The organism is Psychrobacter sp. T6-6 (assembly GCF_052258185.1).
Classification (GTDB): domain Bacteria; phylum Pseudomonadota; class Gammaproteobacteria; order Pseudomonadales; family Moraxellaceae; genus Psychrobacter.
On the sequence record NZ_JBQQEX010000004.1, the window covers coordinates 180,419 to 203,816 of the forward strand.

At 44.0% G+C, this 23,398-nt stretch carries 20 protein-coding genes; 12 read left to right on the plus strand and 8 right to left on the minus strand.

The genetic code is table 11. The features are described 5' to 3' along the window. Positions 1-5 precede the first annotated feature (5 nt). Positions 6-1,487, minus strand: a complete 1,482-nt coding sequence (ccoN, locus tag ACTXGL_RS08605) for a cytochrome-c oxidase, cbb3-type subunit I (protein ID WP_319050538.1) — start codon at positions 1,485-1,487, stop codon at positions 6-8. A gap of 854 nt (positions 1,488-2,341) precedes the next feature. On the opposite strand from ccoN, the gene ACTXGL_RS08610 reads away from it, so the two are divergent. After that, on the plus strand, positions 2,342-2,731 hold the full coding sequence (locus ACTXGL_RS08610) for an SCP2 sterol-binding domain-containing protein (RefSeq protein WP_319050537.1): 390 nt from the start codon (positions 2,342-2,344) through the stop codon (positions 2,729-2,731). A 140-nt stretch (positions 2,732-2,871) separates the two neighbouring features. Here ACTXGL_RS08610 and ACTXGL_RS08615 read toward each other — a convergent pair whose 3' ends face one another. Further along, positions 2,872-3,846: a hypothetical protein gene (locus tag ACTXGL_RS08615; RefSeq protein ID WP_443526231.1), complete on the minus strand. Its 975-nt coding sequence runs from the start codon at positions 3,844-3,846 to the stop codon at positions 2,872-2,874. Positions 3,847-4,290: 444 nt separating this feature from the next. Here ACTXGL_RS08615 and ACTXGL_RS08620 point away from each other — a divergent pair, with 444 nt between their 5' ends. From ACTXGL_RS08620 to ACTXGL_RS08630, 3 genes are all read left to right on the plus strand, one after another. Then, positions 4,291-5,526 carry a lipoprotein-releasing ABC transporter permease subunit gene (locus tag ACTXGL_RS08620; RefSeq protein ID WP_319050535.1) on the plus strand — a complete coding sequence of 412 codons (1,236 nt, stop codon included), beginning with the start codon at positions 4,291-4,293 and terminating at the stop codon, positions 5,524-5,526. A gap of 44 nt (positions 5,527-5,570) precedes the next feature. After that, on the plus strand, positions 5,571-6,251 hold the full coding sequence (lolD, locus tag ACTXGL_RS08625) for a lipoprotein-releasing ABC transporter ATP-binding protein LolD (protein ID WP_443526232.1): 681 nt from the start codon (positions 5,571-5,573) through the stop codon (positions 6,249-6,251). A gap of 167 nt (positions 6,252-6,418) precedes the next feature. Continuing rightward, positions 6,419-6,727 carry a hypothetical protein gene (locus ACTXGL_RS08630; protein ID WP_319050533.1) on the plus strand — a complete coding sequence of 103 codons (309 nt, stop codon included), beginning with the start codon at positions 6,419-6,421 and terminating at the stop codon, positions 6,725-6,727. A 56-nt stretch (positions 6,728-6,783) separates the two neighbouring features. Here ACTXGL_RS08630 and ACTXGL_RS08635 read toward each other — a convergent pair whose 3' ends face one another. Continuing rightward, positions 6,784-7,359, minus strand: a complete 576-nt coding sequence (locus ACTXGL_RS08635) for a DUF2062 domain-containing protein (protein WP_443526234.1) — start codon at positions 7,357-7,359, stop codon at positions 6,784-6,786. A gap of 299 nt (positions 7,360-7,658) precedes the next feature. Here ACTXGL_RS08635 and ACTXGL_RS08640 point away from each other — a divergent pair, with 299 nt between their 5' ends. From ACTXGL_RS08640 to ACTXGL_RS08655, 4 genes are all read left to right on the plus strand, one after another. Next, positions 7,659-10,580, plus strand: coding sequence for a ComEC/Rec2 family competence protein (locus ACTXGL_RS08640; RefSeq protein WP_443526235.1), 2,922 nt, complete (start codon positions 7,659-7,661; stop codon positions 10,578-10,580). 189 nt (positions 10,581-10,769) lie between these two features. Then, on the plus strand, positions 10,770-11,825 hold the full coding sequence (sppA, locus tag ACTXGL_RS08645) for a signal peptide peptidase SppA (protein ID WP_443526237.1): 1,056 nt from the start codon (positions 10,770-10,772) through the stop codon (positions 11,823-11,825). A gap of 264 nt (positions 11,826-12,089) precedes the next feature. Then, positions 12,090-12,980: an alpha/beta fold hydrolase gene (locus ACTXGL_RS08650; RefSeq protein ID WP_443526239.1), complete on the plus strand. Its 891-nt coding sequence runs from the start codon at positions 12,090-12,092 to the stop codon at positions 12,978-12,980. A 100-nt stretch (positions 12,981-13,080) separates the two neighbouring features. Continuing rightward, the gene (locus tag ACTXGL_RS08655; RefSeq protein ID WP_443526405.1) at positions 13,081-13,884 is read left to right on the plus strand and encodes a CPBP family intramembrane glutamic endopeptidase; all 804 of its coding nucleotides are present in this window, start codon (positions 13,081-13,083) and stop codon (positions 13,882-13,884) included. 84 nt (positions 13,885-13,968) lie between these two features. On the opposite strand, the gene dusA is transcribed toward ACTXGL_RS08655, so the two are convergent. The 4 genes from dusA to ACTXGL_RS08675 all read right to left on the minus strand — a co-directional run bounded on the left by dusA (position 13,969) and on the right by ACTXGL_RS08675 (position 18,403). Further along, positions 13,969-14,952: a tRNA dihydrouridine(20/20a) synthase DusA gene (dusA, locus tag ACTXGL_RS08660; protein WP_443526240.1), complete on the minus strand. Its 984-nt coding sequence runs from the start codon at positions 14,950-14,952 to the stop codon at positions 13,969-13,971. A 109-nt stretch (positions 14,953-15,061) separates the two neighbouring features. Then, complete coding sequence (locus ACTXGL_RS08665) at positions 15,062-16,366, minus strand: MFS transporter (RefSeq protein WP_443526242.1); 1,305 nt, start codon at positions 16,364-16,366, stop codon at positions 15,062-15,064. A gap of 222 nt (positions 16,367-16,588) precedes the next feature. Beyond that, complete coding sequence (locus ACTXGL_RS08670) at positions 16,589-18,232, minus strand: phospholipase D family protein (RefSeq protein ID WP_443526244.1); 1,644 nt, start codon at positions 18,230-18,232, stop codon at positions 16,589-16,591. 21 nt (positions 18,233-18,253) lie between these two features. Beyond that, on the minus strand, positions 18,254-18,403 hold the full coding sequence (locus tag ACTXGL_RS08675; RefSeq protein WP_443526246.1) for a hypothetical protein: 150 nt from the start codon (positions 18,401-18,403) through the stop codon (positions 18,254-18,256). 252 nt (positions 18,404-18,655) lie between these two features. Here ACTXGL_RS08675 and ACTXGL_RS08680 point away from each other — a divergent pair, with 252 nt between their 5' ends. The 4 genes from ACTXGL_RS08680 to ACTXGL_RS08695 all read left to right on the plus strand — a co-directional run bounded on the left by ACTXGL_RS08680 (position 18,656) and on the right by ACTXGL_RS08695 (position 22,551). Further along, a complete protein-coding gene (locus tag ACTXGL_RS08680) occupies positions 18,656-19,963 on the plus strand; it encodes an O-succinylhomoserine sulfhydrylase (protein WP_443526248.1) in 1,308 nt (435 codons plus the stop codon). Positions 19,964-20,074: 111 nt separating this feature from the next. Further along, positions 20,075-20,404, plus strand: coding sequence for a YbaB/EbfC family nucleoid-associated protein (locus tag ACTXGL_RS08685; protein ID WP_319050524.1), 330 nt, complete (start codon positions 20,075-20,077; stop codon positions 20,402-20,404). Positions 20,405-20,522: 118 nt separating this feature from the next. Then, positions 20,523-21,116 (plus strand): recombination mediator RecR, encoded by a 594-nt coding sequence (recR, locus tag ACTXGL_RS08690; RefSeq protein WP_319050523.1) that lies wholly within the window; start codon positions 20,523-20,525, stop codon positions 21,114-21,116. Positions 21,117-21,240: 124 nt separating this feature from the next. Then, entirely contained in the window at positions 21,241-22,551 is a 1,311-nt protein-coding gene (locus ACTXGL_RS08695; RefSeq protein ID WP_443526251.1) for a ribonuclease D, read from the plus strand. Between the two features lie 47 nt (positions 22,552-22,598). On the opposite strand, the gene ACTXGL_RS08700 is transcribed toward ACTXGL_RS08695, so the two are convergent. Further along, positions 22,599-23,288: an esterase/lipase family protein gene (locus tag ACTXGL_RS08700; RefSeq protein WP_443526253.1), complete on the minus strand. Its 690-nt coding sequence runs from the start codon at positions 23,286-23,288 to the stop codon at positions 22,599-22,601. Between the last annotated feature and the right edge of the window lie 110 nt (positions 23,289-23,398).

The following is a 23,398-nucleotide window of genomic DNA, read 5'->3' on the forward strand; positions in this document are numbered from 1 at the left end:
GCTCCTTATACGTTAGCTGTCGAAGGTTTTTCGACACTAGGTTCATGATCCGTTGGATCAGCGACATCTACAGGCTTACCTTCTGGCATCTTGAGTGTTTTATAGCAGTTATAAGCCATAACAAACATACCCGATACATACAAGAAGCCACCAAAAGCACGACCGATATATGGGAAATGCGAGAATTCAACAGTATCAACGAAGCTATATACCAAAGTACCGTCTGGGTTCGTAGCAAGCCACATCATGCCTTGACCAATACCTGAGATCCACATAGATACGATATAGAAAATCGTTCCTGCAGTCGCCAGCCAAAAATGCGTGGTGATCAAGCTAATAGAGTACATCTTTGGTTTGTTATAAATACGTGGTAACAATACGTATAGCGAACCAATAGTAATCATACCAACCCAGCCAAGTGCACCTGAGTGTACGTGACCAATTGTCCAGTCCGTGTTGTGCGATAGCGCATTGACTGTCTTAATAGACATCATTGGGCCTTCGAACGTCGACATTGCGTAGAACGACAATGCCACAATCATAAAGCGGATGATCGGATCGGTGCGCAACTTATCCCAACTGCCTGATAACGTGAGTACACCATTAATCATACCACCCCAAGATGGCGCGAATAGAATGATAGAGAATACCATTGCCAATGACTGCGTCCAATCAGGAAGCGCTGAATAATGCAAATGGTGACCACCAGCCCACATATATGAAGCAATCAATGCCCAAAAGTGAACGATAGACAGACGATACGAATAGATAGGCCGACCAATCTGTACAGGAACGAAATAATACATCATTCCAAGGAAGGCGGCCGTTAAGTAAAAACCTACCGCGTTATGCCCGTACCACCACTGCACCATCGCATCAGTTGCACCGCCAAATAGCGAATAAGATTTGAACGCACTAACCGGAATTGCCATGCTGTTTACGATGTGTAGTAGGGCAATCGTAATGATGAAAGCGGCAAAGAACCAGTTAGCCACATAGATATGTGAGGTTTTACGTTTGATGAGCGTACCAAAAAATACAATGGCATAAGAGATCCATACCAAAGCAATCAAGATATCGATAGGCCACTCAAGCTCAGCGTACTCTTTACTTGTGGTCAAACCTAGCGGTAGGGTGATGATGGCTGCGACAATAACTGCCTGCCATCCCCAAAAGGTGAACCACGCCAAATACGGCGCAAACAAGCGTGTCTTACAGGTACGCTGGACGATGTAATAAGACGTTGCGAACAGGGCAGAACCACCGAACGCAAAAATCACCGCATTGGTATGCAGTGGTCTTAGATGACTAAAGGTCAGCCATGGAATGTCAAAGTTGAGTCCTGGCCATGCTAACTGTGAAGCAATGAACACACCAAGACTCATGCCGAAGATGCCCCAAACGACAGCCATAATCGTAAAAAATCTTACGACAGTAATTTCGTACTCACGGTCAACTGGGGCGACTGCTGTGTTTTGTAAACTCATTGGATGATTCCTTTACAGCCCGAATTATCAACAGAATTAACCAACAGTCCGCGCTATAGGTATTATAAAAACTGATAAACTATAATAGCTGCGGTACATACTGTTCTTTGCCATGCTTATCATCATAATCTCATTAACTATCAATATGGGCTGGTGTTTTCTATCAGTAGGTACTGATGGATAAAAAGAGGCGCTTTGTGCACCTTGTTTACAGCCAATCGATAGTAGGATTGTTAATAGATTATCGAGATAAATAAGAAGACGCGCCGTTTTTGAGCATCAAACATCTTGTAAGGCTAAATATATATCTTAATTATTACGAAAAAATCGGTACTAATGAAGATAGATACCCATACTATAGGGCTATAAAAACGCACTGACCATAGATGTATGCTAGCGGCGGCTGACAAAAAACATTTTTATGTAATGTTAGGTTAAAACTCCCGACTCTGTTTAAGGGTATTGTAACGCAATCCTAATCAAATATCATCAGAACTATGCGCCAAAATACAAACTCTTTGGTATAAAAATTCGCAAGCAACTTATTATTATTGCGCTATTTGCCTATTTTATACTCAATTTTATCACGATTCTAGATATGTATCTGTGTCAAACCAAGACAAACTTCATTAGAGGTAAATACGTGCTTCTAAAATAATTTTGTAACAATGGGCTTACAAGCGATACAAATAGGTTTTACTTATTATCAAATCGCCCCTTATAATGAGCCTGAACATCAGTGATAGCGACGTCTTATAAGTCTATCAATAACAATCATTTCAATAAATTGATAATGAGGTCAATACGCTAAATAGTAGTATTAACCCAACAAAATACCAATTAAGGATAATAACATGGCAGTTTTTTTGACAGATGAATGGTTTGAGCAAGTAGAGAAGATGGGTAGTGAAGCGGGTGAGTTAAACTTGCCACCAGCACTGGCTAATATGATCGTCAACCTAAAAGTATCTGATACGGAAAAAGATATCGAAGCCAATTTTGCTAATGGCCTATTGCATCGCGGTTTAAATAGCGATGCGACCACGACATTGCTATTGGATCGCAGCATTCTACAATCCATCATCACTGATTTTGACACTAACCAAATCATGGGTGCCTTTATGAGTGGCAAAATTCGTGTTGAAGGTGATATGTCACAGTTGATGGCAGTACAAACTGCTCGCCCAAGTGCAGAGCAAAAAGAGCTATATACTCGTATCAAATCAATGACGACAATGGCTTAATCACGTATTTGTACGACTTTTAATCTAGAGTTTTGAATGGTAAAAGTCGATAAGATAACAAAAAGCCCCTAATACTAGTTAGGGGCTTTTTGTTGTGTGAAAACAAGTCATAGCACGTAATACAGTCAGCTATCCAGTAACTAGCTGGCTTTTGATGGCTGTTTTGCGCTTTGCTGATTTTCTTTATATATCGCTGCTTGTAACCACACATTGGCTTGTACATAGTCGTGTACTTTTATACTGGCGGTCTCTGGTGTGTTTAGAGCACCGATACGCACCACAAACGGATCTGCATCCTGCTCACGTAGCGTCACCACATCAAACAAAATGATTGATTTGCCATTAAATTCAGTCTCTTGTTTCCCAAGGACTTGACCTTGACACCAAGCTTCGTCTTCTTGTCCTAAGGTATCGCCAAACAAGTAAGCGCACATATGACCTAGATTGATTTCAACAGGTGCCATTTGTTCTTTAGTTTCAGGTTTCCACTCACTGATTTGCGCTTGTAAGTCATCTGGAATTTTTCCGTCATTTGCTGCAACGATATCGTTAAAGGCGCGGTGATAGCGGATAGATTCCTGATCTTCTACCATGATCACCTCATTTTGTTCGCTTAGCTTAATCTCATGTGCCCATGCGCTAAAATTCACAAAATAAGAGGTATCGCGCTGATACAGATGGCGGTTGGTCGTATAGAGCTGATCAAATGCATAAATGATACTGCCATCAGCAGTACGCAGGCGTAACACTGCATCGTGTGAGTTGTCATTGGCAATGACGCGCTCGATTTTGCAGTCAAGCCCATAAGGGCTATCGACGCAAGGGTATGCATTGATAAAGCGCTCAGGCTTGCCATCTTTCATCGCTAGCACTTGATTAATATGACAAGGTCGGTCTTCTGATAACAACAAACAGCTGTCTTTTGCACTGACATTGTTGTTCAGGCCTTTGGGCATGGCGGCGACTTCAATCATTTTTTGTAGCCACTTTGGCACATCTTGACTCATGTCATCGGTCAAAATACGCCAGTGATCACCGTGACCTGCAGACTGCTCGTCGGTCAACGTGATCTTGGTAGGAGATTGAATGTTTTTATATTGATAATTTATGGTCATGAAAATACTCAAAATTAAGTCAGCGTGAGGTTTGTATCTAATACTGCTGTTACTTACACACCATTCAGTATTTCAAATTACTGGTTTATGATGTCAGCGATATGATCAGCAAAGCATGAACAAATCACAATGTGGGGTTAATGACAATTGTCTTTAGCATATAATATATAGGTATGGACACGGCTAATAGCAAGACCCTCTCTCAAAAATAATAACAGAAACCAGTTTTTTGGTAAAAAATCCTCTCAGTACTTGCTAATGACTGGCACATATCAGCCAAATTGTGTCAAACTAGCTCCCTTTTGACGGCTGTCTTTGGCTCGTCTGAAACCCTGTTTTTGTGTTCGATTTATATGTGAGCAGTAGCAAATGTCTGATGCATTGACTGCTGCTCATTATCCAACCTATATAAAGTCGCACGTAGATAAGATAAAGAGTTTGAATATGTTTCGTCCTTTAGCGTTATTTATCGGCTTACGATACACCCGAGCAGAGCGCAGTAATGGCTTTATCTCCTTTATATCACTCATCTCAATGATCGGTTTGACGCTTGGGGTTGCCGTATTGATTACGGTGCTATCAGTCATGAATGGGTTTGATCGCGAGCTAAAAACCCGTATTTTGGGTATGGTGCCGCAGGCCACGGTGGTATCTACTGAGATCATCGGCGATTGGGAACAATTGGCGGATAAAATAAAAGAAGACCCAGAAGTGGCGGCGGTGGCACCCTTTATCCAATTACAGGGCATGCTGACATCTAATGGTCAAGTCGCAGGCATCATGGTGACTGGCGTCGAGCCTGAATACGAAAAGGATGTCTCCATCATCAATGAGCACATGATTGAAGGCAGTATTGATACCTTGCAAAGCGGTGACTTTAGTATCGTATTAGGCGAGGAGATGGTTCAGTCTTTGGGCTTGCAGATAGGGGATAAGGTGACTCTAGTGCTTCCAGAGGCCTCACCGTCACCCGCAGGCGTAATACCGAGATTTAAGCGCTTCACCTTGACAGGCATCTTCACTATTAGCCCAGAAGTCGATAGTCTCATGGCATTTATCCCGATGGGTGATGCCGCCAAACTATTACGTCTGCCTGAGGGTGCGCAGGGCGTACGTATGAAACTGGACGACATCTTTACAGCGCCAGCTGCAGCAGAGAAAGCCGCTGCTATTGCTCCTCAGCAACTGTATCCTAACGACTGGACACAGACGCACGGCAATCTATTTGGGGCGATTCAAATGGAAAAAGCCATGGTCGGTTTGCTGCTGTTTTTGATCATCTTAGTGGCCGCTTTCAATATTGTCTCAAGTCTTGTGATGCTCGTCACTGATAAAAAAGCCGATATTGCGATCTTGAAAACCTTCGGCGCATCACCTCGACTGATTACCCAAGTGTTCATGGTTCAAGGTGTGGTTATCGGTGTGATCGGTACGGTTGCTGGTACGATATTGGGTGTGATATTTGCACTGACTGTCAGTGATATTTTGGGCTTTATCAATCAAGTCTTTAATCTAAATCTGTTTGATGCGTATTTTGTGAATTACTTGCCTTCACAGCTGCGTTTGCTTGATGTGTTATTGATTACAGGGGCGTCGTTTGTACTGAGCTTTTTGGCGACTATTTATCCAGCACGTCGCGCAGCCAAGATTCAGCCAGCTCAAACGCTACGCTACGAATAGCCTAAACGCACAAATATCAAAATAAATAAAATAAAGGAAGCGCTATGTCTGCCATTTTGAAGGCGACCAATATCAACAAGATATATGATGAGGGTGCAGTCAGTACACAAGTATTGACGGGTCTCGATCTAATGGTTCATGCTGGTGAGCGCATCGCTATCGTTGGTACCAGTGGCTCAGGAAAAAGTACCTTACTGCATCTACTTGGTGGTCTCGATACACCAACCAGTGGTGAAGTATGGCTACATGGTCAGCTACTAAATAGCATGAATGAGACTGAACGCGGTGCCATGCGCAACAAGCATTTAGGGTTTATTTACCAGTTTCATCATTTGTTGGCAGAGTTTACCGCTGTTGAAAACGTTGCGATGCCGCTGCTCATGCGTCCAGAAGTCTCAACGACCCAGGCACGCACCCAAGCGATTGAGATTTTGGAGAATGTCGGTCTTGAGCATCGACTGATGCACAGACCAGGCGAGCTGTCAGGCGGTGAGCGTCAACGTGTGGCGATTGCGCGTGCGCTAGTGACCAAGCCCTCGCTTATCTTGGCAGATGAGCCAACTGGTAACTTGGACTACGACAATGCGCAAAGCGTCTTTGGACTGTTGTCAGAGCTACAGAGCACGATGCAAACGGCATTATTGATGGTCACACATGATCGCAATCTAGCGGCGCTTGCTGACCGTCAATTGTTGCTGCGCAATGGTCATTGGGAGCAGTATTAACCCTCCATATGACGAGAATGTCAGATTGACATAAGTATTGTGTCTATTGGCGCTAATAAGCGCTGTTCTGGTGAAATATATTGTTGTATTATCGAGTAGATATTTAATAGCAAGAGATACTGAGGCGGCTACCAATCAGCTGCCGTATCTATTTTATAGGAACACATATGATGAATTTAGATGACGATCCAATCGCTGCTTTTGGTAGTGCTGAAGAAGGTGATGAGCCATTAAAGCCTTATATCGATCCGTCTGTGTTTGAGACTATTGATAGTCAAGAGCAAAAGGATTTAATCTCGCCAGTGTTTGATGCGATTACTCTAGCTGGGGTTGATTTTGATCTCAAGGTTCAAGACAGCGCAACTGGCAAGCGTTATACGCTATGCAAAAACGATGAAGTTATTGAGATTGTCTCTATGGACAAAGACTTTACAGATAAGCTCAAAGCCGCCATAGATAAGAACAAAGCAGAGTAGCGGTATCAAATGAAGGCAACCTTAATACCGCTGGACTGACACTGACATAAGCGGTATTAAGGCTCAAAGGATTTGTCAGTGGGTTTTTTCTGACGTTTTTGCCAACTTGCAACGGTTTTATAGCGCCACACTGCCTTAAAGGCAAGTCCACAAATAATGCTGGTTACAACCGCCAAAAGCGTTAATCCGATACAAAATGCTGTCAGCGATACTGTGCCTTTATAGGTAATAAATGGATTGGCACCATCCGATAGCGCCCATAAGCTAAAGTCTGCAATCATCCTACCGATAAACCGCAAACTGATCACAGGTGCGTCAATAATTTTTGCGCCGATATAATATCCAGCATAAAAGATTGGTAGACTAGTCAGTGGATTGGTAATCCATGTCAGACCGAGCGCCATAGGTACATTGGCTCGAAAAATAAGCGAGCCAATTAAGGCCAATAACATCTGCCCTGGCAATGGAAAAAACGCGCTGAGCACACCAATATAAACCGCCTTGTTGAGACTATGGCGATTAAAATGCCATAAACGTGGGTCTGCTAAATGCGGCGCGAATAATTTTAAGGTGCGACTTTCTAGGACTTTTTCTGGTGTAGGAAGTAAGTCTTTTAGACGTTTTTGGGGCACAGGATCGCCTTTAATCGTTAACCACAGTCCGCTCAATGATGTTGAGGGGCTGGTATAGAGTAATATTATGGATAAAAAGTAATAGTGAGTATACATAGGGCAGTGATGTCAGACAGGCATCACCTTCGTATTTCTCATCAGTATAGGGTAATATAAATATAAATGCTATTGCATCATAACTATGCTCATTCAGTTGCTTCCAATATGTCTACGAATGCAGTTATGTCTATGCCTTTATTGGCATAAATAACCATAGCGAACGACGTTATCTTATTTTGCCCATCAAGCAAGGAGTGCTGGTGTATTGGTTAATTGGCAGCCTCGTCGTTATTGCTATGATGGGGACTTTGACAGTCGCAGACAAGGTGGCGATCCCTACTGAACTGTTTTCGATAGGGCTGGCTAGTACGTCTGGTTTGTTTATCTTACTTATATTATTTTCTATTATTCTACTGACACTTACCCAGTGTCATGTATCCTCAGCAATAAATCATCACACCTCAAGCAGCATATTCAAAAATGCTGAACGCTCATCTCGTATCGTTAAGTACTTTTTATTTACCATATTAGCCATTTTGTTGGTAGCAGGTAGCGCGCTACAGGCGTTAGTGGCACATCATAAAGCTGCAGCCGCAGAAATCACCGATCCTATACGTGTGCAAGCGCTTGTTCGTATTGAAGGGCTAAGCGACAGTGTCTATAGTCCATCCGCAGATAGTGGCTATCGACAAGTAGCCGTGCTAACAAATATAACGCCATTAGTAACTGAATTAACGCCTCAAGATTTGGCAAATAGTACAAGAGACTATATAGCAAAAAATAGCCTAAGTAATAACAACACCAATCGTTCTAACCAAGACAACGACAGTAACGTCACGTACCGAGCATTACTTACTGCTTATCCAAAAGGTGCATCGACTGATGCCACACTCTCAAACCTCAATAATTTGCAGCCTGGTGATACGCTGTTTATGAGCTTAGCACTTGCGCCATTGGTGGCCTCCGATCAGGCAGTCAACAACGCTTCTGGTTTTGATAGCTATCGCTGGTTGCGAGGTCGGCATATTGATGGCAGCGCAAATATCTTGGCTATCAGCCCATTGACCGTAAGTAATAACAAAGCTAGCCTGAATGAGGCGTCACATCAAAATCCGACTTCTGACTCGTATCTTGAGCGCTTGCGCTTGCATATTGATATAGGGCGCTGGCAATTAAGACAGCATTTTTATAGAGACTGGTCAGCACAAACGACAGCAGAACAGCAGGCTAAAGCTGTCACGTTGAGCTTACTCACAGGCGATCGTAGTCTAATTAATCGAGATACCAAAGATTTGTATCAACTGGCAGGTATTTCTCATTTACTGGCTATCTCAGGGACGCACGTATTGTTCTTGGCTATTGTACTAGGTGGTCTCATTGTGCTGCTGCTTAATCAGTTATGTCCAGCACTTTATCGTTATATTCCGCGCTGGCAAGTGCGTTGGTGGACAATGATTGGCGCAGCCTTTATCTACGCGTTATTTACAGGTTTTGATGTACCTGCTGCTCGTACGGCTTGGATGCTACTAGCGATTGGACTTGTGAGAGTGACATTGCTACCTATTAGTACGATTCGAGTACTATTGGCGCTGGCCATACTGATGGCATGGTATGATCCTTATGTGCTCTGGCAGGCAGGATACTGGTTGTCCTTTATTGCAGTAGCGCTATTGCTCAAATATGACGATACGTTACATCAGCACAGTACCGCTGAGTTGGCAGGGCCATATACGAATAATAAAAGCACTCACGTAAGCACGGCGCTATTTAAGCATGCTTTGCGAGCTGTCCGGCGTATCCTTAAGCTACAGTTCTGGCTATTCTTTACTTTATTGCCCATCACATTGATCTTATTTGGCAAGGCCTCATTATGGGGATTGGTGGTCAATTTATTTGCCATTGGGCTTTTTGGTTGGTTGATTGTACCGCTTAATCTACTAGCAGGACTGTGTTATCTGTTATCACCTATGGTAGCCGATAGTATTTGGTCGCTAGTGATTACTATTGTCAGCAGCTTACATGAGCTGATTGGTTGGTTAACATCGTTGCCAGCACTGTCAGAGGCATGGCTCTATACACCAGTGAGTATGGCTATATTGCTTATGGTTGTATTGAGTATTTTGCCTTGGTTGTTGCCTAGAGGTCTGCTCAGTCGTTGGTTGATACTGCCACCATTGACGCTATTGATGATGACGGTGTATGCCAATCAGCAGTCGCTGACCATAGTGCCGACACTGTATGTCCTACCGACGGGTGATACGTATATAACGGCAGCATTGCTGACATATCCTACCGTAAACAAAGAAAGTAGTAACTGGTTATTCTTAGCTGATCACAGACCCGCTTCTACACGAACCACGCCAAATAGCCTGACAGCAGATACACTGTCTGCTTCTTTAGAGCAGCAACTGGGGAGCTTATCGGTTAATCGTTTGGAGAGTGTCATAGTACAGAGCAGTAGCGCCGCACTGACGGATACGCTGACCTCTGATAATCAACGAAAGATTTCTAGCACCAACAACTCTGAGTTATTACCAAAAACAGTCATTCATTTGGGAGAGCGTCTACCGATCAGTCGATATTGGCAAGCAGGGCGCTCTGAGCATTGGCTTACGTTTCAGCAAGCATACAAAACAACAAGCCGTGTCAAGAGTCAAACAAATATCAGTGCCCAAAACTGCAAGCAGGGAAGTGTATGGCAGCTTGCAAACGGAGATATATCAATACAGGCAATGACAGGCTGGAGTCAGATAGGTGACACTAGTGTTTGGGACTGTACAATTGCCATCGATAGCCGCACACCTATACAAGTACGAAGATACAATGCAGCTGATCCACTCAAGTCATCACCTATAAATCCTCATCTGCAATTGGCCAATAGCTATCTGAATGATAGTCGTACAGACACTTCTCGCTCACGACTGATTTTAGATACCGATACACACCAGCGCGTCTGGCAAATGTGGTCGCTACTATGTACGGCCGATCTGGCTGACGAGCGCGCAGTATTTAAAAATACAACCTGGCTAGGTCATAGTACCTCTCAGGTGACAGCCGATGTCATGGTTCGTCAAAGCGTTGATACTGTCATGACCTACGATAATAAACCATTACCAGTGGCATTGTCGTTGAACACGCTTGATAATAGTGTTGATATTGAAGCTGTTCGCCCTCAAGAATAATGCTGATACTACCAGCGTTACAATATAGTGATATTTCACAGTTATACTATTGAACCATGGTCGAAATACAACCATACTTAGCACCCCATGAATACCGATGACTGATTTGACATAGAGACCATTACTTCTAGTGGTATCTGTCAACCTCATCTTTTTATTGTTTTAGCTTGTTCTGACTTAGGAAGTTATATGCCCAACTGGCCACCAGACCCTAACAAACGTCCTGATAATTCGCCACATCAGCCAACACAAATGCAGCAACCAAACGCGCCGAGTGGACAAGAATGGAAGGTGCTAGAAAATACCTTATTAGCTAGTGTGGTCGAGCAGCGCCGCGCTCGTCGCTGGAGCATTTTCTTTAAATTATTAACCTTTGGTTATATTTTATTGATATTTTTGACCCTAGGTCGCGGGTGCAGTAGCGCGCCAACAGGTATGGATGCCGTAGATACCAGCTCGCCGCATTTAGCTGTAGTGGATCTGCAAGGTGTGATCAGTAGCGATGATGTGGCCAACGCCTATGATGTCAATGATGCGCTAAGAAGTGCCTTTGCAAACAGCAACTCCAAAGCCGTTGCATTAGATATTAACTCACCTGGTGGTTCACCTGTACAGTCTGATGAAATTTGGCAGACTATGATGGAATTACGTGAAGAGTATCCGGACAAAAAGCTTTATGCAGTGATCGGTGATATCGGCGCATCAGGTGCTTACTATATTGCTTCTGCAGCAGATGAGATTTATGTCAACCCATCGAGCTTGGTCGGCTCTATCGGTGTCATTATGCCAAGCTACAATGTCGAAGGTCTGATGGACAAAGTTGGTGTAGAAGATCGTACGATTACCGCTGGTGAGTATAAAGACATCTTAAGCTTGTCACGTCCATTGACTGATTATGAAGAAAAGCATGTTGAAGGAGTGCTGGCTAATACGCATAAGCATTTCATCAATGCAGTAAAAGAAGGTCGCGGCGACCGTCTCAAAAACCCTGAACAAAACAAACTGTTTTCAGGGCTGTTTTGGACAGGTGAGCAGTCTATCGAGCTAGGACTAGCAGACGACAACGGTAGCATTACCAGTTTGAGTCGTCGGTTAGAGCTAGATACCGTAATCAGCTATAGTCCAACTGACCCGTTCCAAATGTTTATGGATCGTTTTGCCGTAAAACTAGGGGCAGGTATCGGCTCAAGCGTCAGCCTTGATGGTTTCTTACCGCAAGAAGATGGTGATGCAAAAATGCGTTAAGCGTTTTATGTTTTAGATATAGTGTGTATGATTGTTAAGGCTGGGCATATAATTATGCTCAGCCTTAATTTTGTGCAACCTTAAATAAAACATATGGTTTAAAGTTATAAGAATTACCAGATAAGCGACGTATATATGCCAATTATCAGACTTGCTATAGAGCATGTCTGGTATTTATGTTGGCAATGCAACAATATGACAATGCAATAATATGACAACCACTAAAAATAATAGACAAACCAAACGATTCAACGAGAGCCTGTTATGAGTGATGAAATAAATTCGCAGACCTTTGCGGTGCTACCTGTCTCCAAGATCACCAATAAACCTGTGCTACATTTTGCCCATGCCAATGGGATGCCAAGCGCTGTTTACGAGCCATTCTTTGAGAGATTGTCAGCGTTCTTTACGATTGAATATATCGCCATGTTGGGCGATACCCCCGATTACCCCGTAGACGATCATTGGCGTAGTCTAACGCAGCAGATTATTGACAGTGTAAAAGATGCCTGTGACAAGCATGGCGTCGCGCAAGTAGTAGGTGTGGGGCATTCGCTAGGAGCCATGTGTACCTTGCAGGCAACGTACCGTCGGCCAGAACTATTTGCTCAAGCCGTGCTTATGGATCCGCCTTGGATTTATGGCAAAGTCAGCCTGTTATGGCATTTGGCAAAAACGGCAGATAGATTGCCACTTATGAATAACCGCTTGATGGACAAACTATCACCAGCAGGTGTGTCCAAATATCGCCGCGATGTATGGGATAGCCGAGATGAGGCCTATAAAAAGATGCGCCACAAAGGATTTTTTAAAAACTTTGATGAACGCAGTTTTCAAGGGTATATCGATCATGGCTTACATAAGCGCGCGGATGGTAAAGTCACATTGGCCATTCCTAAAGCCAGTGAAGTAGAAGTGTTTCGCACCAATCCTTCTTGGTATTGGCTAGCCCCAAATCGTGGTCCGAAGGTGCCTGTTACCTTAATTATAGGTCAAGACAGTATCTTCTTAAAACGCCGCTTTCCCCAGCAGATACAGTCGCGCCTAGGCATTCCTTATGAGACACATAAAGGGGGTCATATGTTCCCGCTAGAGCATCCAGAGTCTGTCTCAATGCAGGTTCTCGCCTTGATCGAGCAGCAACTGCCAAAATAAAAGTAAGGTACCATCAACTCGTCAGGCTCTTAGATCTGAGCTGACTGTCTACTTGCTAAGTGATATTGATATGTCCAAGAACTCTGTGTCCAACAAATCTATGCCAAAAAACTCTACGCCAAATGACCTAGCTGAACCGTCTGATAGGCAACGCTTGCCTCATCGTGCGCCATTGTTTTCACGCTTAGGAGCGTTTGTATTAACAGTAGGTATGGTATTTGCGTTTTTTATCAGTCAATTGGTAGGCGTATATATTGCTGGCAAGCTGGTATTACCTGCTACAAAAAATGCATCGATGGGGGATATATTCTTTTTTGGTAGTAATGATGGGACGGTCGTGAGTATCTCGATAGTCATAGGCTGCATACTGTTGGTAGCGACCAGTATTCTCATTATTCGTCTACGAGGCGGTAAGGTGCGTCAGTACCTAACATTGAAGCCGTTTTCATTTGCGGTAGGTATGGGTATGCTGGGCGTGCTATTGATATTTATGATTGCCAGTCAAGCGCTGACCTATATGCTAGATATGACACCGCTGGTTTTTGTCGATCCACTATATCAATCGGTAAGCTCAATATGGCTGTTGGTCTTTGCGATGGTAGTCGTTGCCCCAATTTACGAAGAAGTTATTTTTCGGGGCATCTTATGGTCAGCGATTGCAGAGCAGTTCACAGCGCCGTCATACTCTGTGCATCACGGCGCGATAGTAGCAAGTATCGTGACAAGTTTGATATTTGCTATTATCCATGTGCAGTACGGTATTTATGAGATCAGCACTATTGTGGTACTGGCACTGATATTTTGCTATGCCCGTATTAAGTCAGGGTCACTATTACTGCCAATCGCACTACATATCATTAATAATGGGGCAGCGATGTGGCAGTATCTCTCACAAGTATCGTAGCCAAAATTGACATTGTAATAGTGACAATATGACAGTAGTGACTAAAATCTGTAGTCTGTTAAATTGACTGCATGCCAATCTGTGCTATGCGTCAGGATTTAACAACAATACCTCATCTGCCGCTCTTTTGACATCATCGAGGGTAAGCTGAGGTTTGCCGCTTAGTGCTTGTCGCCATTTACGTGCGCCCATCAACCCTTGAAACAATCCCAAGTAATGTCGCGTCATTGTTGGGAGTGCTTCGCCTTTTTCAATTTGTCCTTCTAGATATGGATATAGCCGTGCCAAGATTTCTGAGCGCTTAGGGATAGTCTCGGGTGTTGTCTCGTCCCACAAGCTATTGGCCTCTGCTAATAGGTACGGGTTATGATAAAACGCTCGTCCTATCATCACGCCATCGATATGCTGCAGGTGCATTTTGATGTCTTCTATCGTGTCGATACCGCCATTGATTTCGATATCTAGCTCAGGAAAGTCTTGCTTTAAGCGGTAGACATCATCATAACGTAGCGGTGGTATCTCGCGATTTTGCTTAGGACTAAGACCTTGTAGCCATGCCGTACGTGCATGAACAATAAAACGTGTACAGCCAGCAGCAGCTACTGTCTGCACAAAATCAACCATAAATTCGTAGCTGTCAAAGTCATCAATACCAATACGGTGTTTGACCGTCACTGGAATATCGACAGCTGCTTGCATGTGCTTGACCAAGTCGGCAACCGTTTTGGGCTCTGCCATCAGACAAGCACCTATCTTATTATGTTGTACGCGATCAGAGGGACAGCCGACATTGATATTGACCTCGTCATAGCCATACTGCTGAGCAAATTCGGCGCATTGTGTCATCTCACTGATATCTGCTCCGCCAAGCTGCAATACCAGTGGATGCTCAAGTGTGTCAAAGCGTAAGTGCCGTGCACGGTTACCGTGTATCAATGCACCGGTGCTAATCATTTCGGTATACAGGTACGTGTGCGGGTTAAATAGTCGCGCAAAGTAACGATAGTCTGTCGTTGTCCAATCAATCATTGGCGCAACAGAGAGGCGTTTGTTGGTCATATCAACCATGGTTATCAAGCCTTAATATCTGTGTCTTAAACAAATGGATAAGGTGCAATGAGATATCTCATTGCACCTTAGTTTTAAACATCGTTCGAATCAGTGACTGATCCATTATTTATAAAATAACATGATCAATCTTTTTGAATTCAGGCAAATTATAGAAATAAAGCCCCATAATAATACCGATAGAGCCCACAAAGGCAATATATAGCGCTGGCGAGAAACTGATGAGTGTCGTGGCGTAACCAAGACCAAAGGGTATCAGCACACCAACGATACCGTAGGTAATATTATAACAAAAAGCGATACCTGTGAGACGTACATTGGTCGGAAATAGCTGAACTAAAATGGCAGGGACCATACCTATAATACCGGCACAGAATCCTAGAAGTGCATACATAATCAATATATAGTCGCCACCTGCCTGTAAGTGATAAAAGAACGCCAGCATCTGAGCGATAAGTAAAACAGAACCAATCACCAAAATTTTACCAAAGTTCTCATGGGTCGAGATCATGCCATAAAAGACACAGCCAAGAACCATAAATACGATGCCCAAGCTATGAGAAAAGCTAAACAAATCACTGTCTAAAGTAAAGTTGATTTCTATTAGTTCTGGCAGTAGTAGGACAATGACTATAGTGATACTAGATATCACTATAGTCAGTACCATACTGACAAAGATAGAATGTTTGCAGCGCTTGAATAATACCGTAAATGGTCTACCTAGATTCTTACCAGTTTTTGGCTTATCTAACGCCAAGAAAAACGGAGTCTCTTTAACCAGTCGCCATACCAACAATGGTAGACAGGTTAGTAAGGCGCCAACAAAAAACGGCAAACGCCAGCCATAATCAGTCAGCTGTACGGTGGTCATAAAGTCAGTCAGCCACAGAAAAAACGCATTAGAGAACAGTACACCTACCAAAAAGCTAGCCGTAACGTAGCTACAAGCCACTGACAAATACTGCCGAGGGACATGCTCCGCCACAAATACCCAAGATAGCGGTGCGTAAAGACCAAATGCCATACCTTGTATGATTCTCAGCAATATGAATAACGCAGGTGCAAGCGCACCCCACTGCGCATAAGTAGGCAGACACGCCATTGCGAGCAAGCTACCTGCCGTAACGATTATGCTCAGGAAAAAGGTCGGCTTTCGACCTTTGAGATCACCATAACGCCCGAACAGAATACCACCAAATGGCCGAGCCAAGTAACCAATGACAAACAGCCCCATTCCTTGCAGCTTAGCAACCGTAGGATCGTTATTAGCGGGGAAAATAGCAGCTGAGACAATGTCTGCAATGTACAAATAAATCAAGAAATCAAAAAAGATTACAGCGCTGATAAAGCTTACGAATATGACTGTATTTTTGTCTTTTTTAGACATCAGGGCGTATTGAGAACGAGTCGGCATAATAGATCACGCATCCACGGAGTAAAGTGGTCATTAAGACGATCATCGTTTAGATAATCGGCCATGATAAAAACCGGCAAATCAAAGTATATAAACAATGATTCGCCGGAACAGTAATTTTGTGTATTGTAATAAGAACTTTGATTACAGGATTTGGCTTTTAACAAAAGCAAAACTGCACATCCTGCAATTTTAGGGACTATTTAGAAAAGAGTTTACATATTACAGTAGCCAGTCAATGGGTAACCAAGACATAATAGTAAGCCAGATATGATCACTCATATCGACCCGTGGCTCTGAGTCATAAACAACTTCTTTGCCATCTTCCATGGTGTGCCACTCCAAGCTACCGTTGTCTAGCAGCTTAACTTCATAAGCTTGGTTTAGTAAATCATCACTCAGTGCCCCGTGCAGCTGTCTTGCCAACTCATCATCATTGATGATTACACCCATTTCAGTATTGATATTGGCAGACCGAGGGTCAACGTTGTAGGAGCCGATAAACACTTGATAGTCGTCTACCGCAAACGTTTTTGCATGTAGGCTGGTTGATGACTGACTGCGTGCACGCCAGAGTTTATTGTCACGTTTTTCTTCAGCTGCCGTCGATTTTAGCTCGTATATTTTTACGCCTGACCGCAGCAGGCTAGGGCGCCATTGACTATAACCAGAATGAACAGCGGTCACGTCGGTCGCATCAAATGAGTTGGTTAATATTTTGATATCAACGCCAGATTCAGCCAGTTTCACCAACGTATCGACGCCATCTTTGGTCGGTACAAAATAAGAAGAGATAATGGTCAGCTGTTTGGTTGGGCTACCAAGTAACGTACGCAGTTGGTGAACCAAATTGGTTTCAGAGGAGACGCTTTTAGACAGTTTGCCCACATCATCACTCAAGAACTGCATGTCCGTCCAACGAAAAGGCACCTGTTTGTTGATCAGATCAGTATCAATGGTAGAGTCTTCGATAGCGGCCTTATAGACAGTCAAACTGCTGCCTTCGTTGTTTTGCTCATCGATACCGAGCTTGTCCAAAGCCTTTAAAAAGTCAGGCGTAACGTCAGTATCAAATTCGGCTAAGGTCTCAATGTCAAACGCCAAAGGAGATGACCAGTAACTGCCAAAGCTATTGTCAATGTCTGCGACCACCTTTCCGATAAGCAAAACATCCAAATCTGCAAACTGACTGCTTTGATCGTTACTTAGGTATTCGTTGCCGATATTACGTCCGCCAATGATGGTGATTTGCTTGTCAAAAGTCATGCTCTTATTGTGCATACGGCGATTGATACGCGGCAAACCAGTGACGTAGTTTAAGGTCGGCATTTTGCGGTGCATCAAAGGGTTGATGATGCGCACTGCGATATTAGGGTGGCTAGCAAAACGTAGCAAGTGCTGATCAAACTTTGCACTGTTATTAAAATCATCTAACAACAAACGCACGATGATACCGCGTTCAGCGGCTTCCCATAAGTCTTTTAAAAGTAACTGCCCAGCTTGGTCATTGTGCCAAATATAGTACTGGGCATCGATATTGCGCGTGGCCATACCTGTCAAGATACTACGCGCTGCAAACGCATTTGCCCCAGTGACAATCGGATGGTAGCCTGATAAGTCAGGGTGGATCTCATTTTGGGCAGTGATGGCAGTCACCAGATCAGTGGGACTTGGCTCTGCTGTGGTTGCTGGTTCAGAGTCTGGGCTATCTGACTGTTGGTATAATGCATTGACTCGGGCAGATAACTCTTGGCTATCAGACAGGTGCGGCTGCTCAGGTAGACTCTGGCAAGCACTTAGACCCAAAGTCAGACCAAGCGTTAGACTGAGCGATAAAGTGTTTGCTTTTATACTGAACGTCGACATAACGAGTTTACCTTAGTGAGTCTAAATAATACTGATAAATAAAATGTATGAATAAGTAATGTGCTGAAATCGTTCAGCTATTTTAGAGATAATAGCATTGATTGGATGCTCTATCATCATATCACCAACGGCAAAACCCAAATCGCCGCTCAGCTTAGCAGCTGTTTGCATATCTGCCTATTATAAATACGTTATTTTTGTTAGATGAAATGGCTGCTTTTACTATAATCTAGCCAATTTATATCGCGATAACAGAATCTGTATACGTGAGCAGTGCAGCATATGATAATAATATTTCGGGGTACTCTGAAACCAGATGTGTAGAATAAGGCGACATGATATGATAACCCTGATGAATTTGCTTGATAATCAGAAAAATAAGCAGTCATTTTATACCAACCAAAGTAAAGCAACGGAACGTCTATGAGTCAGTCGCAAACGAAAGATGAAAGCAGTTTGAACCAAAAAACCTCAACCAAAGGGTTGGATCCAAACTGGCGTAATGATGCCTTAGATTTGGGTCTTGACTATGGCATGCAAACCATTGCTGTACGGGCAGGTCAACACCGTACCGATGAGGGTGAGCATTCAGAGCCTATCTTTACTACCAGCTCTTATGTCTACCAATCAGCTGCTGATGCTGCTGCTCATTTTGATGGTACAAAAACTGGTAATGTCTACTCTCGTCATACCAACCCAAGTGTACGTACTTTTGAGCGTCGGTTGGCTGCATTAGAAAATGGTGAGCGTGCTGTCGCGACGGCCTCTGGTATGGGCGCGATCTTGACCATGTGTTTGGCGTACCTTAAAGCAGGGGATCATCTACTCGCAGCCAATCAATTATTTGGCTCATCTATTGGCCTATTTAACAACTATATGGCCAAGTTCGGTGTGGAAGTCAGCTATGTGGATTGTTTTGACAATGACGCATGGGCAAATGCTGTTCAACCAAACACCAAAGTCATTTATTGCGAAAGTCCCAGCAATCCGCTAGCGCAGATTTGTGACATCGGTTACTTGAGTGAGCTATGCAAAGCCAATGATATCTTACTCGTCGTTGATAACTGCTTTGCCACGCCAGCTCTACAGCGCCCACTAGATTTAGGTGCGGACGTGGTTATTCACTCGGCGACTAAGTATTTAGATGGTCAGGGTCGGGTATTGGGCGGTGCGTTGGTTGGTAGTGATAAGCTGATGCAAGACGCATTTACCGTGGTACGCTCAGGCGGTATCAGCATGAGCCCGTTTAATGCATGGGTATTTACTAAAGGACTTGAGACACTTAAATTACGTATGCAGGCGCATTGTCACAATGCCAATCAAGTCGCAGAGTTTTTGGTCAATCATCCTAATGTCAGCACCGTGCATTTCTCAGGCTTGAGCGATCATAGCGCACACGAACTTGCCACACGTCAGCATCATATGAAAGACGGCTACGGTGCTATCATGGGTTTTGAAGTCAAAGCGTCTGATAGTAATGAGTCAAACAGCCGCGATACAAAAGAAGCAGCGTGGCATGTGATTGACTCGACCCAAATGGTCTCTATCACCAATAATCTGGGTGATGCCAAAACCACGATTACTCATCCTGCAACGACCACGCATTTCCGCCTGACTCCTGAAGCTCGTGCTGAAGCGGGGGTTAAAGATGGTCTGATTCGTCTATCAGTCGGTTTAGAAGATGTCGAAGATATCATCAAAGACTTGGCACGTGGTTTAGACAGTTTGTAAAGATAGCGGTATAATCACTGTTCACGCATGATATGAACTTTACGTGGTTCATGACTACTAATTACGATGCGCACCGTATAACATTCAAATATAAAAGATAAAGAGGCAACTATGAACATTCAAGCATTGATGCAACAAGCACAAACGATGCAAAAGAAAGTAGAAGCAAACGTTGAGTCGGCTAAAAAAGAGCTGGCTAACAAAGAAGTACAAGCCGAAGCGGGCAGTGGCTTGGTTAAAGTAACGATGACGGGTCGTCATGTGGTCAAGCGTTTGACTATTGATCCAAGTTTGCTAGAAGACGAGCCTGATATGATCGAAGATCTTATTGCGGCAGCCATCAATGATGCGGTTCGTCAAGCGGACGAGTTGTATGAAGAAACAATGGCAGGCGCGACCTCAGGTATGGGTTTACCACCAGGTATGCAAGGCATGTTCTAAGCGCTAAATATGTCGTACTGAAGTCAAAAATGGGGTTGTTATCGACATGATACGACCCCATTTTTATAGCTACGATTTATAAATTCAGTTAAATAAAGTCAACTAAAGGAAAGTCACTTTGCTTACAGCCAAATTTGATCAGCTAGTCAAGCAGCTGCGTATTTTGCCAGGTGTCGGTCAAAAAAGCGCCCAGCGAATGGCGTTACATCTGCTCAGCAAAAAACGCCCGCAGGGTATGGCACTTGCCCAAGCACTCGATGAAGCCATGCGCGATATCGTTGAGTGTCAGCGCTGTCATAGCTTTAGTGATGAAGAGGTATGTCCTCTGTGCCAAGACCCTAGGCGCGATGACAGTCTGCTATGTGTGGTTGAGACGGCGGCAGATGTGATGGCCATTGAGCAGACAGCAGGGTACCGTGGTCGTTATTTTGTACTGGGCGGGCATTTATCACCTATCGATGGTATCAGTGCTGATGATCTAAATATTGACCAACTGGTGTGGCGAGTCAAGCAAGAACCCGTAGAAGAGATTATATTAGCCACGGGCACAACCGTTGAAGGTCAGACCACTGCTCATTTTATTAGCGAAGCAGTCAATCGTCATGTGAGCAGAGTCACGCGTTTGGCACAAGGCGTGCCGATGGGCGGCGAGCTTGAGTATCTTGATAGCATGACACTTGGTCAAGCCATGCAGAACCGCTCTTTTTTATAGTATTTGATAAAGACTAAGTCTTAGCCACTTTGTTTCATGAAGTTGTTATAATTGTATTCTCCTTTAATCTTAATAAGACGCATATTAGTGTTTTATTTTCTCTTATTTATGCAGGTATCTGCCCGTGTCCAATAATGTCTCAAACGCTCCAGCCCATTCTGACCCAGATAGCATGACTACTGATGTCTCAGAGCAATCAGCTCGTACTGAAACGATGCCAACAGCGTTAGACGTTGATACACTAGACATTGACGCATTGCTGGATATTGCTGATGCGGTTGATATCACTTGGGTGCGTGAGCAGAATCAATTAGACGACGTTATTGACGCCTTGGCGACTTGCGGACGTGTGGCATTAGATACTGAATTTATCAAGCGTGACACTTATTATCCACGTTTGGCACTGGTACAACTCAATACTGGCGATCATGTGTATCTACTGGATGCCCCGCAATTACAGCTGGCAGAGTTATGGGAAGCACTGCGTAAAGTCGATGTGGCTATTTGGCATGCTTGCGGTGAAGATCTAGGTATTTTTTATCTGCTGTCTGGTTGTCCGCCACTGACCAATATCTTTGATACGCAAATTGCCTTGTCTTACTTAACAGGTCAATTGCAAATGGGCTACCAACAGGCGCTCGCTGATCAACTAGATATGCATATCGATAAAGAGCACAGTCAGTCTGACTGGCTACAGCGTCCGCTTACAGATGAGCAAGAGCAGTATGCAATCGATGACGTGCGCTACTTGCCAGCGTTATATCTGAGTATTGAGCATGCACTAAAATCACAAGGGCTGTACGAGTATGTCTGGGCTGACTGTCAGCTCTATGCCAGTGACTTATATGATACGCAGCATGTCGAAGACGAGGCGATGTATCTCACGATGGCTGACTATCGCTATACCTCACAGCAAATGGCAATCCTTAAAGGCGTGGCGACGTGGCGAGAAGAGCTGGCACGTGCGACTAATCAGCCGCGTACCTTTATCATCAAGAAACAAGCGGTACGTGAGATCGTCACCGAAAAACCAAACAGCATGCGTGAGCTGTCGCACAAAACAACGATGCACCGTAGTATGCTGCGTCTGTATGGTGAAGAGCTGCTAAAAGTAATAAGAGAGGCAAAGAGCCTGCCATTCACAGAACATCCAGACTGCCTAGTGCCGCCATATCGCTCAAAAAATAAAGTGCTGTCCAAAGCTGTGCAACAAGCGATTGATGAGCATGCACGAGAGACTGGTGTACCTGCTAGCGTACTAATGCGCAAAAAATGGCTAGGACAACTGTATGAAGTCGTCGCTCTCGATAAAGATGTCAGCCAATTGCCACAAGGACTGAAGGGCTGGCGTAATGACTGGGTCATACAAACCTTGATACCAGTGATCGAAAAGCACAAAACTGAGTTGCGTCAAGGTATGGGTATCAATGCCTAATAACGTCTAGTAAAGCTAAGAGCTGATATCCAAGATACGTTTAATCGTTAGCGTTTAAAGACGCCGTGCACTAAGAAGTATTTGGTCTGCTCAGCGACTTCTGGGTTTACGAGCATACCAGTATGAGAGACAGGCAGGGTGATATGATCTGCTGCCGCCTCAATCTTAGTTTCCTCTATATAGACGGTTCCGTCATGTGCCAGATGCTCTTTGAGCGGTGGCTTATCTGATTTACGCAGCTTACGGTTGTGATACTGCAAAAACATTTGACCCAAGCCATAAGGACGATTACCAGCGATCACGCCAAGGGTCACATGCTGCGGTAGTGGTGCGACAGTGCCATCTAAGGCATCGATGTAGGAGCGACCAACGATAGCAGGAGTCAGTCGCCAGATATAATCGGCACAAACACTGCCGACATGCGGCGTCCCTAGCGTTACGCAATGTCCAATCTGCCATTTTGGGTACTGAGTGACAAAGTCACGAATAATCAGCCCGCCTAAACTGTGTCCAACTAGATCTATGGGGTGGTCTGAATGATGGTTTTTCTCCAACCAACGATTTAAGCGTGCGCTATTGGTTTTGATACTATCACGCATGCTCCGATAGCTATATTGATAGGTATCAAACCCCGCGGCTTGCAGACGTTTGGCAAGTGGACGCATTACCCAAGCTGTTTGGTGTAAACCATGTATTAGGATGACGCGCGCCTTTCGTTTAGGTGATTTGTGCTGCATAGTATTGCCCAATTAACTGCTTCGAAAAATCTAAGTTAAGTGTCTCATTATTGATACATTTTCCATTTTTATAAATACTACTATCAGTAATAGTACCTGCTAATCGAGCA